Origin of the sequence: Sporosarcina sp. ACRSL, assembly GCF_022346605.1 — a bacterium.
Lineage (GTDB): Bacteria > Bacillota > Bacilli > Bacillales_A > Planococcaceae > Sporosarcina.
The window spans coordinates 226,814-240,245 of sequence record NZ_JAKRNT010000005.1 but is presented as its reverse complement, the minus strand read 5'-3'; the positions used below and the strand labels follow the sequence as shown (position 1 = coordinate 240,245).

12 protein-coding genes are annotated in these 13,432 nt (G+C 42.2%); all 12 read right to left on the bottom strand.

The features are described 5' to 3' along the window. Nucleotides 1-100 precede the first annotated feature (100 nt). Nucleotides 101-1,702 carry a gamma-glutamyltransferase family protein gene (locus tag MHZ92_RS09560; protein ID WP_239431457.1) on the bottom strand — a complete coding sequence of 534 codons (1,602 nt, stop codon included), beginning with the start codon at nucleotides 1,700-1,702 and terminating at the stop codon, nucleotides 101-103. Nucleotides 1,703-1,852: 150 nt separating this feature from the next. Then, a complete protein-coding gene (locus MHZ92_RS09555; RefSeq protein ID WP_239431456.1) occupies nucleotides 1,853-2,845 on the bottom strand; it encodes an ABC transporter ATP-binding protein in 993 nt (330 codons plus the stop codon). Beyond that, complete coding sequence (locus tag MHZ92_RS09550) at nucleotides 2,842-3,819, bottom strand: ABC transporter ATP-binding protein (protein WP_239431455.1); 978 nt, start codon at nucleotides 3,817-3,819, stop codon at nucleotides 2,842-2,844. Before MHZ92_RS09550 ends, MHZ92_RS09555 begins: the two co-directional genes overlap by 4 nt. Continuing rightward, the gene (locus MHZ92_RS09545; RefSeq protein WP_239431454.1) at nucleotides 3,820-4,713 is read right to left on the bottom strand and encodes a serine hydrolase; all 894 of its coding nucleotides are present in this window, start codon (nucleotides 4,711-4,713) and stop codon (nucleotides 3,820-3,822) included. It abuts the gene before it with no gap. A 15-nt stretch (nucleotides 4,714-4,728) separates the two neighbouring features. After that, a complete protein-coding gene (locus tag MHZ92_RS09540) occupies nucleotides 4,729-5,589 on the bottom strand; it encodes an ABC transporter permease (protein WP_239431491.1) in 861 nt (286 codons plus the stop codon). Nucleotides 5,590-5,648: 59 nt separating this feature from the next. Further along, on the bottom strand, nucleotides 5,649-6,569 hold the full coding sequence (locus MHZ92_RS09535) for an ABC transporter permease (protein ID WP_239431453.1): 921 nt from the start codon (nucleotides 6,567-6,569) through the stop codon (nucleotides 5,649-5,651). A gap of 69 nt (nucleotides 6,570-6,638) precedes the next feature. Then, nucleotides 6,639-8,192 (bottom strand): ABC transporter substrate-binding protein, encoded by a 1,554-nt coding sequence (locus MHZ92_RS09530; protein WP_239431452.1) that lies wholly within the window; start codon nucleotides 8,190-8,192, stop codon nucleotides 6,639-6,641. Nucleotides 8,193-8,513: 321 nt separating this feature from the next. Then, a complete protein-coding gene (locus tag MHZ92_RS09525; RefSeq protein WP_239431451.1) occupies nucleotides 8,514-10,220 on the bottom strand; it encodes a DUF2326 domain-containing protein in 1,707 nt (568 codons plus the stop codon). Next, nucleotides 10,201-10,509, bottom strand: a complete 309-nt coding sequence (locus MHZ92_RS09520) for an ABC-three component system middle component 6 (protein ID WP_239431450.1) — start codon at nucleotides 10,507-10,509, stop codon at nucleotides 10,201-10,203. Before MHZ92_RS09520 ends, MHZ92_RS09525 begins: the two co-directional genes overlap by 20 nt. 4 nt (nucleotides 10,510-10,513) lie before the next feature. Beyond that, complete coding sequence (locus MHZ92_RS09515) at nucleotides 10,514-11,428, bottom strand: ABC-three component system protein (protein ID WP_239431449.1); 915 nt, start codon at nucleotides 11,426-11,428, stop codon at nucleotides 10,514-10,516. A gap of 417 nt (nucleotides 11,429-11,845) precedes the next feature. Next, the gene (locus MHZ92_RS09510; protein ID WP_239431448.1) at nucleotides 11,846-12,448 is read right to left on the bottom strand and encodes a hypothetical protein; all 603 of its coding nucleotides are present in this window, start codon (nucleotides 12,446-12,448) and stop codon (nucleotides 11,846-11,848) included. A 94-nt stretch (nucleotides 12,449-12,542) separates the two neighbouring features. Continuing rightward, nucleotides 12,543-13,352, bottom strand: coding sequence for a hypothetical protein (locus tag MHZ92_RS09505; RefSeq protein WP_239431447.1), 810 nt, complete (start codon nucleotides 13,350-13,352; stop codon nucleotides 12,543-12,545). Nucleotides 13,353-13,432: the final 80 nt, after the last annotated feature.

Sequence of the window (13,432 nt, the reverse complement as noted above, 5' to 3'; positions counted from 1 at the left end):
ATGAAGGTTCTGAATTGGATGACTTTGTCAGTTGTTTCATAAAAAATACCTCCTACGCTGGGATAGGAGGTGTGTAAATTAATAAACTATTATTTTATTGTCACCAAACCGCAATCGATCCATCCGTCCTTGCTTCTGTTCCACCTGACAGGACGCCTGTTTCTGGATCGCGCCAAATGATTTGGCCTCGTCCGAACGAACCACCATCCAATGTCGGGACAATTTGATGTCCTAAACGTGTGAGCGCTTGTGCAATATGGTTCGGGAAGTTCGGTTCGACAGTCACTTTATTCCCTTCGACCCATTGCCAGCGCGGAGCGTCGAGCGCGGCTTGCGGATTCAGGTGATAATCGACGGTATTGACGACGACTTGAAAATGGCCTTGCGGCTGCATGAAACCACCCATGACACCAAACGGACCGACCGCTTGTCCGTTCTTCGTCAGGAATCCTGGGATAATCGTATGGAATGTTCGTTTCCCTGGCTTCAACACATTTGGATGCTCTGGATTGAGCGAGAAATCGACGCCACGGTTTTGAAGCGCGATACCTGTCCCTGGCACGACAACTCCGGAACCGAAGCCCATATAATTCGATTGGATGAAGGAAACCATATTCCCATCTCCATCCGCAGTCGCCAAATAGATCGTTCCACTTCTCGGCAGCTCATATGGATTCGGAACTGTTGCCCGTTCTTTAATTTCCGCAGCCCGTTCCTTTGCATATTCCTTCGACAGCAGATGTTCGACATCAATCGGCATATCCTTCTCTTCCGTAATGAATGCTTTTCCGTCGGTAAACGCAAGCTTCATCGCCTCGATCTGTTCGTGAAGCGATTTCACGTCGTTCGGGACTACAGGATTCATTTCAGAGAAAATGTTGAGAGCCATAAGCGCTACAAGCCCTTGCCCATTCGGAGGAATCTCCCAAACATCGTAGCCTTTATAGTTCGTCGAAATCGGGTCAACCCATTCAGCTTTGTAGTTTTCAAGGTCGGATTTACGTAAATAGCCATTGTTCTCAGTGACATGCGCATCGATTTTATCGGCAAGCTCGCCTCTGTAAAAAGACTCCGCATTCGTTTCGCCTATTTCCCGCAACGTTTGCGCATGCCCTGGCGACTTCCACATTTCACCGATTTCCGGCGCTCTACCATCCGGCGCGAACGTCTTGAACCATTCATCGAAATCAGCCGAATCTAGCGATTTAAATTTATTGTACGCAAACTTCCAATACTTCCCTAAAATCGGCGTGAGCGGATATCCTTCTTCCGCATAACGGATCGCAGGGGCAAGCGACTCAATTAACGGCAAATTGCCAAACCGTTTAGCAAGCTCCGCCCACGCAGACGGAACCCCCGGCACCGTAATCGGTGTGAAACCAAAAGTAGGAATCTTTTCATGCCCCGCCTCTTTCATCGCTTCTAAAGTGAGTGCTTCCGGGGCCGGTCCCGACCCGTTTAAGCCGTACAGTTTATCTTTCATCCACACAAGCGCAAAAGCATCGCCGCCGATGCCGTTCGTCGTAGGCTCAACGACAGTGAGTGCAGCGGCCGTTGCAATCGCAGCATCTACCGCATTCCCGCCCTTCTGCATCACTTCAATACCCGCCTGTGCCGCCAGCGGTTGCGACGTTGCCACCATCCCTTTTCGTGCGAAGACGGTATGGCGAGTTGTTGGGTATGGGTTGTATAAGTAGTCCAATGGAATTCCCCCGTTTGTATGTATTGTTAAATAATTCTGTCTCCCACTCTTTATTATAGATTAGTTTTTTGGATTTGGAAGAGGTTTTGAAGAATGAAAAAATGCCATGGAATGGGCTGCCATGACATTTGGTATTCCTACTCTCTCCTATTAAAATTCATTCCGATAGTCATCATCATACATATGACAACTTACCGACCGATTAGCATTGACCAAAATCTCCTTCGGTACCGCCGATTTACATACATCCTTTGCGAATTGGCATCGCGGATGGAACGGGCAACCTGAAGGAGGAGCTGCCGGATTTGGCACGTCACCTTTTAAAATGATGCGTTCTTTCTTCACATCAGGATCTAACGAAGGGACCGCTGACATCAACGCCTGTGTATATGGATGCAATGGATTTTTGAATAGCTCCTTCTTCTCTGCAAGCTCGACGATCCTTCCTAAATACATGACGCCAATTCGGTCGCTGACGTGTTTGACGACACTTAAGTCGTGGGCGATGAAAATATACGTCAGTCCTAAGGTGTCCTTCAACTCTTCGAATAGGTTCAGAATCTGGGCTTGGACAGAAACGTCTAATGCCGACACGGGTTCGTCCGCGATGATGATTGAAGGATTGACTGCTATCGCACGCGCAATGCCGATCCTCTGTCGCTGCCCGCCACTGAACTCATGTGGGTACCTGCCAATATGTGAAGTGCTCAAACCGACTTTCATTAATAAATCCGCAATCATCTCTTTACGTTGTTTCGAATTGACTCCAATTTGATGTGTCGACAATGCCTCGTCCAATATTGCACCAACAGTCATTTTCGGATTTAAGGAAGCATACGGATCTTGAAAGACAATTTGCATTTCTCCTCTTAATTTTCGTAATTGAGAACGATTCAATGTCGTCACTTCTTGTCCTTCGAATTGGACAGAGCCCGAGCTTGGTTCAATTAAACGCAATATACTTCGGCCCATCGTCGATTTCCCGCAGCCGCTTTCCCCGACAATGCCAAGCGTTTCGCCTCGATGCACTTGAAAACTGATTCCATCGACCGCTTTGACAAACCCATTATTTCTTTTCAATAAACCTTTCCTAATTGGAAAATAAGTTTTTAAATCATCCACTGTCAACAATGGTTCGCTCATACGGACACCTCCTCGTACAACCAACATCTGACGGAATGGTTGTCCATTTGGAATAAAGGAGGATTTTCGGCTTCGCATTTATCAAAAGCCCTTTCACATCTCGCCCTAAACGGACAGCCTACCTGAATATCACCTAAATTTGGTACTGTTCCTTCAATCGGATTCAACCGAACTTCATCCTCCGCCTCCAATGTCGGGACAGAATGCAATAATCCGATTGTGTACGGATGTTTCGGCTCCTTAAACAGTGAACGGACATCTGCCTCTTCAACGATTTGTCCGTAATACATAACCATCACTCGATCCGCCATTTCAGCAATGACACCTAAATCATGAGTGATCAGCAAAATTGCCGTTTTGTATTCTTCCTGCAATGTATTCATCAAATCCAATATTTGAGCCTGTATCGTTACATCCAATGCCGTCGTCGGTTCATCCGCAATCAATAATTTCGGATTGCAAGCCATCGCCATTGCAATCATCACTCTTTGACGCATACCGCCCGACAACTGATGGGGATATTCATCGACAATTTTCTCCGCCCGAGGAATTCCGACCTTCTTCAAAATTTCAATCGTCCGGGCTTCGATCGTTTTCGGATCACCCACGTCATGCAATAAAAGCACTTCACCGATTTGCTTACCAATTTTATGAACCGGATTCAAGGAAGTCATCGGCTCTTGAAAAATCATCGACATTTTATTCCCGCGGATCGCCCGCATTTCTTTTTCACTGCATGTATTCACGTCTATATCATCTAGTAAAATTCGTCCTTCTGTAAAACCGGCATTTTTAGGTATCAACTGCATAATCGATAGAGACGTCAAGCTTTTCCCGCATCCCGATTCTCCGACAAGTCCAAGCGTCTCCCCTTCACGGATATGGAAATTGACACCTTTAACGGCTGGAATGACATCCCCTTTATCTCCATGAAAGAAAATATGCATATCTTCTACCCTCAAGAGCTCTTCCATTCATGTAGCCGCCCCTTCTAGGAAATGGTCGAAGGCAATCTTCGAAATCCGGGCGATTGGTCCATTCCCTTCGTAGTCAAGCGTCTTCCCAACCGAAAATACAGTTATGACAAATTCCCCTCTTTGATCAGGCAAGTATACGATGCCTGTGTCGTTATACATCGTCCCTAGACTTCCCGTTTTATTGGCGACTTTCGTTCCTCTAGGCAATAAACCTGGAATTCGCTGCGTATATTGTTGGCGTAGAAGGATATCTCGGATATCGGCAGAGCATGCCTCGGAGAAAATTTCACCTTTCGCTATTTTCTCCATTAACCGGTTCATATCTCGGGTTGTGCTCACATTGTTTTCCGTACTGCCTTGGAAAACAATGCTGTCCCGATTATAATGACCAGCTATCAAAGTGTTAATGATTTGATCGAACATTTCATCACTATACGCAGTAGGCTCAATGCCAGCGCATAAGCTTAGCAGCTCCCAAATCGAATGCTTTACAAAAATATGCTCTAATCCGATTGCTCGCATATAATCCTGAACCGATTGCGCATCCACCATCGACAACAGCTTGTCCGTCGCCATATTGTCACTGACGATAATCATCATCGTCGCCAAGTCTTTAATTGTCGGTGAAATACCAGTGTCCATTTCCTGAATGACACCAGAACCCGGTACTCGGTCTTCCCTTCGCAGAACAATTCGTTCCGATACATCGATCTTCCCCTTATAGACAGCATCATACAAAGCCGCTAGTATCGGCACTTTCACGACACTTGCTGTTTGAAAGTAGCGGTCGCCTTGTATATGCACTTCTTCATTCGTCTGTAAATGTTTGATTGATATCCCAAAAGTCGCGTCAATTCCACTTATATATGATTCGATCTTTTCCTTTAGCAATTCGATTTCCCCCTACTATTTAAGCCTAGGATCCAAAGCATCCCGTAGTCCATCGCCAAGTAAATTAAAACCTAATACAACGAGCATAATCGCAAGGCCTGGGAATAACATCATCCACCATGCTTGGCTCAAAAATGATTTCCCGACGTAAACGAGCGCGCCCCATTCCGGATTCGGCGGCTGAGCCCCTAACCCGAGGAAACTAAGTGCCGCCGCGGATAGAATGCTGCTACCGAATTGAATCGTTGCAAGAACGATAATCGGCGAAGCGACATTTGGCAAAATATGTTTTATGATGATTTTCCCATCTTTTACACCTAGTGCTCTTGACGCTTCCACGTATTCTGTCTCACGAACAGACAAGACTGATCCTCGAACAACCCTTACGAATGAAGGAATGACGGATATCGCAACTGCAATCATCGCGTTCGTTAACCCGACACCAAGAATCGAAACGATTGCGATTGCCATCAGCAATGAAGGAAAAGCCATCAATATATCCATGAATTGCATAATGTACATATCAAGCCGGCGATAATAGCCCGCGATGACACCTAAAATAACGCCGATTGTCCCTGAAATGGAAACGGCGACAAGCCCCATCAGCAAGGAAACGCGTCCCCCGTACAACATTCTTGTGTATAAATCCCGCCCAAATTCATCCGTCCCTAGCCAATGCTTTGCGCTCGGCCCTTGTAAACTGTCTTCAAACATCATTTCATTGACAGGATAAGGTCCGATGACTGGCGCAAGGGTGGACATCGTAATGAAAAACAAGAGAATTCCCGCTCCTACTAGAGCACCTTTGTTCTTCTTTAGCTTCTTCCAAAAACTCCGATACTTTGAATATGTTTTTGTTTCTACTTCTACATACACAACCGGTCCATTCACACCGTCCAATTGTTTCAAATCCACTTCCTCCTTTCAGCTCCATTTCAGTCAAATCGAATGCGCGGGTCCAGCTTCGTGTAAAGAAGGTCCACTACGAAATTCGCAAGTATGATCATCGACGCCATGAACAAAAGCAATCCTTGGACAGTTGGAATGTCACGCGTCGATATCGCCGAAACGACTAAGCTGCCAAGGCCTGGAAGTGCAAACACTGTTTCTGTTACGACTGCCCCTGCCATCAAATAGCCGAATTGCATTCCGATAACTGTCACAACCGGAATCAGTGCATTTTGCAAGCTATGATGGAAAATGAGCCGGTATAGGCTTGCCCCTTTCGCTTGAGCAGTCCGGATATAATCCTGCTTAATGACATCGAGCATGCTGGATCTCGTCATCCGCGCAATCGTTCCTGCCGTCCCTAACCCCAATGTTATTGAAGGCAAAATGAGCGAGTAGAATCCGCTATAGCCCGAAATGGGGAAAATGCCTAACTGATAGGAGAATAGAAGAATTAAAAACAATGCAATCCAAAATCCCGGCGCCGAAATGCCAACAAGTGCTACAAGCATCGCCATTTGATCGAAAATCGTATTTTGTTTTACAGCCGCAATGATTCCCATCATAATCCCGATAATCGAACCAAAAGCGACGCTGTACAATGCCAATTGGGCTGTAATCGGTATCCGGTTTAAAATCTCTTCGACTACTGTGTAGCCGGTAATATAGGAAGTTCCTAGATCTCCTTGAACAGCATTCAACATATATGCGGCATATTGTGTGAAAATCGGGCGGTCCAGACCGAGGCGGCTTTCCAGCTCCTTAATCGATTCTTCCGTCGCAAAATCACCTAAAATATACGTCACCGGATTTCCTGGCACAAGGTGAATCATGAAGAAAACGAGCAAGGAAACGCCAATCAAAGTGACTCCCATTGTCAACAGACGTTTCAATAAATAAGACGACATGCCATACACCCCTATATATACGGGAACACCGTCTTTCGTTGAGACAAGACTGCGTTCCCGTGAAATCAACTATTTTGCAACTTTAACGTTTTGCCAAATAATGAGATTCCTTCTCGGATGAATCTCAAATTCCTCGAAATTCCGGATTGCAGTAATGTTCTCTTTCACATAAAGCGGAACCCAAGGTGATTGCTCAACTAACAGCTTTTGTGCATCCTCATAAAGTTTCAAACGTTTCTCCTGATCCATCTCAACCGCACCTTTTTCTAACAAGCTATAAATTTCTTCGACTTCATAATGAAGGCGAGTCGATTTTCCATCTCCAAATAGGAGGAAATTCAATACATCTGCATCAAGCCAACCAAAACTCCATAACAGCATTTCATGCGCCCCCTGCGGCGTCTGTTCGATGATTGTTGCCGACTCCTTCACCGAAATTGAAAGGTCAATACCGATTTCCCTTAACTGACTTTGAATGATTTGCGCTGCACGTTGGTTTGCCGGATCATTATCTACCCACATATCCACTTTAAACGGATTGCCGTCTTTCATGACGATGCCGTCTTTATTCGTATCTTTCCAACCCGCCTCGGAAAGTAATTGTTTTGCTTTATCTAGATCCCTTGCATATTTGTTGCGTGCCATCTCTTCAATTTTCTCGTTATAGCCAAACGTCGCAGGCGGCAATGGACCAAAAACTGGCTTCGCCTCGCCTCTGAATGTGTTCGTAATGATTGAATCCCGATCAATCGCCATCGCAATCGCTTGCCTTACGCGCACATCTTGGAAGATCGGCTTCTTGTTGTTCCAGCCGAGATAGCTCAAAACATAGTTCGGAACACGGACAATCGTCACGCCTTCTTCCTTCTCAAGCTCTTCGATATATTGATACGGAACGCTTCCTAACACATCGACATTCCCTTTTTTAAACTCCAAGATGCGCGTCTCTTCGTCAGGAATAAAACGAAACGTCACCTTGTCAAAGCCAGGTCCATCCGGTCCCCAGTCATATTTGTCGCTCGGCTCGTAAACTAATGAATCTCCCCGCTTGATTTCCACAAGCTTTAATGCACCCGTAGCACTCGGATTTTTCTCAAACCCTTCCCCATTGCTATCGAGCACAGACACATCAATAGGAGATAAATAATTGGAAGTCGAGTTTGTAAAGAACGGCGCAAACGGTTCATTCCAAGTAAGTTTGAATACATATTCGCTCACTACTTCTATTTTGCTAATGTCACCTGCATTCGTTTTGAAAGGCGACGACTCCATCAACCGCTCAAACGACGCCTTCACCGCTTCCGCATTCACAGGCTTTCCAGAATGAAATTCGACACCCTCCTTCAGCTCGAACGTCACTTCCTTACCATCCGGCGAAACCGTATACTCTTTCACTAAATTCCCGACAATATTCCCGTCATCGTCATACTTCATCAACGCATCATACAAAGCCGAGTTCGCATCCCCCATCGACGACGTTCGATGCACATCGACAGAATCAGGCTCCGAAATAGCTGCAACAATGATTTCCCGATCGCCCTTTTTCGCCTTTTTCCCGCAGCCGGAAAGGATCAGTGCGAAGACAATCATAGTGAGAAATAAAAGAGTTAGAGTCTTTTTCACTTACAAATTCCCCCTTTATTGGATTTTGTTTCGCCTTTTTTGGCTCTTATTTGTACTGGTAGATTCCTCCTTTGGTCTCGTAGTGATACTTGTCCAAGGATTAGTAATCGCAGATTGTTACTTCTATGTATATTCGGGTTAGGGGGAAAGATGTCTATTGGAAGATAAAATAAAAAAGCACTGATGGATTTGCATGTCCATCAGCGCTTTGGATAGCTAATTTAGTCGGGTGGTTTGGATGTTCTGAGGTTGGTACTCTTCCTAACAATGATTTCCTTATATTTTTTTATACATTTGATTATAATTAATACTCGTCACACGTCATTGCAATCGAATCCCTAATAAGCCCCCTGATTCCTCAGCATCTGTTAAATCAAGTTCTAATTTATATTGATCTAACTCATCTGAAAGCAAAGAGTAAATATCACTGTTGACAGTAGTAATATATTGAAAATTAAGTTCTTTCGTCTTTCTCGCCGCTAACGTCAAAGCAATTTTTGTTTGAGTCGAATCGACACCATCAAACAAATGACTATCATGAAATAAAAAATCCAAGGATCTACCCAACTTTTTATTCATCTCAATTAACATCATATCGAAACTAAAAATCAACATATTGTTAATACCACGACTCTTTTTATCTGGTTTGCTAAGCATTACGACCAATCCACTCTGCTCACTCACATCTACCGTAAAACGAGTCCCATGATTTGTTCCATAAAGCTCCTCTAAAGTATGATTAATCGTTAAAACTGCATGTTTAATCAGTTCTTCTTGGTCAGCTTGATTTTCACGCATTTTCTTTATTAGCTTAGCTTTACCTGTCGTTAACTCTGTTTTAATATTTACAATATCATCCAATGTTTTTAACTGATTCATAATTTCAGTGTATCTTGTTTTAATTTTATTTAATTCATCTTGGAGTTTCGAAAACTGATCAATAGCTCCTTTATTTTGAAGGATGACCATAATCTCTTGTCTTCTCTTAGCTAACCTTTCGATTTCCAGACTGTTATTTTTTAATCTTTCGCTGATTTCTTCTCTTTCTTCCAGCAGATACGCTCTTCTATTTCTCACAACTGATTCATGGAAAATTTCCACATCTTCAAAACGTTTATATATGGAGTCTGGCATTAGGATATTCATTTCCTCATACATATCTTTTATACTGAATTTTGTGTTCATCTGCTTTTCTGATTCTAGAGATTGATCTAAAACAGAAAGTTCTTTATTTAAGAAAAAGTTACGATCGGTGATTTCATTGATTTTTTGTGTAAGATCATTTGCCTCTTGCTCAAGATTTCTGTACTCGGGAAGCACTTCAAACTTAGCGATTTCATCTTCTAACTTTTGTACCCGTTCTTCATAAACGATTTTTTCGCTTTTTAAGTAACTTGAATCCATTTTAATCGAATCAATCATGCCATTTTTCATGATTTTATTTAATGAATTCAAATCTTTTCTTTTCATCTCTAGTTCTTCCCACTCCTGTGGAAGATCTGTATCTAACCCTAATAAATATGATAATGTTTTTTTCTTATCACTGGCTTTTTGTTGTTTAATAAATTCTGTGGACTCCGAAAAACCGCCGTCAGCGTCTCTTCTTAAAAAGTATGATAAGGTGCTTCTCAATGAAACCGATTCCGGCATATCCCAAAAGAATTCCTGTCTTAGTAAGCCTATCAATTCAGTTTTTGAATAAATTCGAGTTTCCTTTTGCTCTTCTCTCATCATATTTAGTATGAATTTTGTCGGTTGCTTTGCTGACCTTGTAATCGTAAAGTTTTTATTGTTCACTTCAAAATCAACCGAGAAACTATGTTCGATTAGTTCTTGTGATTTGAAAATCGGATCCACATTACCGCCAAACAAAAAGTGAAGAATCTCTACAATTGTCGATTTTCCAGCTCCATTTCTCGTTGACTTTCCAGACAGCGGATTACTTTTTTCGGCAACAATTATATTTAAGCCATGATGAAATTCTACTGTTTTAAAGGTTGGAAGAGAACTATAAACTTTTTTCAGCATGTTCAATCCTCCTTATTGCCTGATTCTTCATCTCAATTGCATTCATCGTATAAAGAAAACATAAGGCATTGACAAAAACGTCAAATGAGACGACCGGCAACTGTTCGTCTTCCTGCATTCTTTTATAGTCATTCCATAGCTTCGAAACACTCTGTGGACGTTGAAGGAGATAGATGATTTTGGCACCAATTGACACTAACGTTCTTTCCGGATGTATGTACTTCCCTGGTAATAACATCGTCTCCCTCAACTCCTTTTCGCGAATAATATCGTCTTTAATTAATAACACTATATCATAGCTCTCTTTCGAAAATCGAACAACTGTTAAACAAATAAGCAAGAATTGTCAAGTAAACCGCCTGATCCTTATCATTAGTTGCTTTATCGTAACGAGTATACGTAAGTAACTTCATAAAAATGACATTTGGATCATTTGGGTACTCACTTTTCAACCTATGATATTCAGCGTTCACTTTTAAAGCGAGTTCCATGAATGCATTTTCATCTCCAGATAGCTCAATATACTTATCGATTAAAGCAGCCTGCTTACTTCCTGATTTAATAAGCGTTTCTGCAACATCATTTAATTTATTTATTTGGATTTTATTAATCGGTACAGGTGTTAAATCTTCTTCGGGGACAGATGGCATTGTTAGCGCAATCCCTTTAAGCTGATTCAGTACAGGTTCAATGTCACTGACTCGAATGGAGTATATTTCTTCAGTTGAAGGAGGTTTTTTAAAAAGTATTCTAAGGCTTTCTTCCGGTAAGCTGAGTACTTTATGTTTTAAAAGCTGTGTTGACCACCACTCGATTTCAATCCTGCCTTTATATTGCTCCTTTAAATCAAGTAAATACTTTAAAACGGAAGTAGGCACATCATTTACAACACGAGGTCCTCCCAACATTAGTACCCACTTTTTAATATGTACTTCCCAATATTGTTTTGATTTTTCAAAGTCTGTAGCGATTTTTTTAATTGTTTCAGCTGCTTTGATATCGTAAGGAGAGTAGCATTGAAACAATATTTTTTCAGTGATTAAATATCCATCATTCCCCCGATCTCCAAGCGTCCCCCATGGCATCGCGTTCGTAAAATTTTCTTTATGTAGTTGAACCATCACTTCTTGAAAAAATGCTTCAAAAGATGTTCCATTCAATTCCGTTAGCTTGCTTTTGTAACACATCTCATACCATTCTGTATTCATTTCATTCACCCCTTCTCAAATCCACCATTAAACCGCGATTCTAGCCACTAACCCTGTACGGTTTGCTCTGAGCACTTTCCCTTTTACACAACATGCCAATCAGATTGAGATCTTGCATCTGCATGTATAATGTAGTTTTATGTATATAAACTTTATATATTAATACCTATTATTTTAACACATACCAAAATGTTTACTAGTAATTTTCAGAATAAAGGTAATAATACTTTTTTCTGATAGAATAATAAAAATAAAGTTGGCCAAGGAGCGAATGGGTTAATTGAAAATATACCTGGACAAACTGGGATAAGACTGAAAGCAGTCCAATTCAAAATGATGTTGGAAGCTACCGTGAGTATGCAATAAAAATACACCAAATGTATCTGAGACTAACTCGATGCATTTGGTGTGTTCAACTCAATTCAAATTCCTACGAACAAACTCCAAATCAATCGTCTCCCCAAATTCCTTTTCCAACCGCTCAAAAATCGGCAGAAGACCACTCTTAATAATCGCAGATATTTGATTGTTTTTCTTCTTCTCAATTGCTTTTCCAAGCTTCGAAAGCTCAGCTTGCATATTAGACGTCAACTTGTGATACGTTTCCCAGTTAGAAGGGCGTTCTTTGCTAGTAGAAACCACTTTCAGCATATCATTCAGCCATTCTACCCCACCTAACAGCATATCGAATCTTTCCCAGGTATCATTGGTAGGAACACGATTGAAGTCATTGGCAAGTGCGCACACGTCGGGAATTGCACGCTGCAAATATTCCTCTGCCGATAGTAAAACATCATTCATGAATTCCTTTTCCGTCTTAATGACAACCTCAAGCTCCTTGATCTCGTCCAAGTTACTCTCCAAATACTCCTCATGCTCATCGTACACTTCTTCACCATCAGAAATGAAGTGGCTGAAATAATACCCTTCCGTCAGGCTTTCGTTAATCAGTTCAATCACTTCATCCGCAGACGGTATCTCTTTATACTCAATATGTTGTTCCCCGATAATTAATTTCAAAATGCTGCCTCCATCGAATTCAAATTTGCGGTGCTGTGTTTATATCGGTTAGTATGGGCATTTTTTCAGTTAAACAAAAGTGCTTTATTCTTGATTAAAACAGCGCTTCCCCTTTCGTCAAATCCAACACAAATTCGTTCACTTGCCTTTTCGGTAAATGATAGACTTGTCCCTTGCGCCGCTCGTGTTCTTGCTTCACTTGTGCCATCATCTGATCCCAGTTTCTACGCAATGCCGTCGGAGATAAGATAACTGTCTGCCAGAAATGGTGCTGCTGGGACCACTTTAAAAGATGATGGATCTGCTCAATTGTCCGGTGATCGTTTTCAACGATGAACCTCATGTCATTTATCCATTTCTCTAGATCGGGTTCCCTCTTGTCAGGATGATTCCTCCTGATATTATCATGTAGTGCCAACGCTAGTTGATAATACTCAGACGATTCATCGAAAACAACTGGTGGATAATTAGTTTTTACATTCTTTTCGTTCTTAACCTTCTTGTTAGATGTTACATGCCTGTTCTCCAGCTGTTGACTGCCTGTTGAAACGGCTGTTTCAAAGCTATCATTCTGTTGGTAAACATCCCAACTTACAATGGTTATGAGCCGGTTTTGATTCGTTGATTCGTCTGTTAGAAATCCGTATCTTTCAAAGCGTTTGAGAGCTGTGCGAATTTTCTGCACAGTTACACCTTTGCCGCATTGTAATACGAGAGACGGGAGAGACGTTATCAATTGTCCCGGTTGCAATGAATACTGCTTCCCTTTCCATTCCCACTGCCGCTCCTTATATGTCGCCATCTTCAACAAAGTCAATAGAATAACTTTCTGATCCGACGTCGCCCCCGTCCAAATAGGTTTATCCCACAGTGACCGATGTACTTTGATCCAACCTTGATCCATTTTCCTTCACCTCATATTAAGTATTTTATGAACAGTCCTTTCATTAATGATATAGACTGCTCCGAGGGAAAAGGATACAC

Excerpts from the sequence above, each read along its gene's own strand:
- MHZ92_RS09525 (WP_239431451.1), bottom strand. The coding sequence starts at position 10,220 with ATGCTGAAAAAAGTTTATAGTTCTCTTCCAACCTTTAAAACAGTAGAA.
- MHZ92_RS09515 (WP_239431449.1), bottom strand. The coding sequence starts at position 11,428 with ATGAATACAGAATGGTATGAGATGTGTTACAAAAGCAAGCTAACGGAA.
- MHZ92_RS09555 (WP_239431456.1), bottom strand. The coding sequence starts at position 2,845 with ATGAGCGAACCATTGTTGACAGTGGATGATTTAAAAACTTATTTTCCA.
- MHZ92_RS09535 (WP_239431453.1), bottom strand. The coding sequence starts at position 6,569 with ATGTCGTCTTATTTATTGAAACGTCTGTTGACAATGGGAGTCACTTTG.
- MHZ92_RS09550 (WP_239431455.1), bottom strand. The coding sequence starts at position 3,819 with ATGGAAGAGCTCTTGAGGGTAGAAGATATGCATATTTTCTTTCATGGA.
- MHZ92_RS09505 (WP_239431447.1), bottom strand. The coding sequence starts at position 13,352 with ATGGATCAAGGTTGGATCAAAGTACATCGGTCACTGTGGGATAAACCT.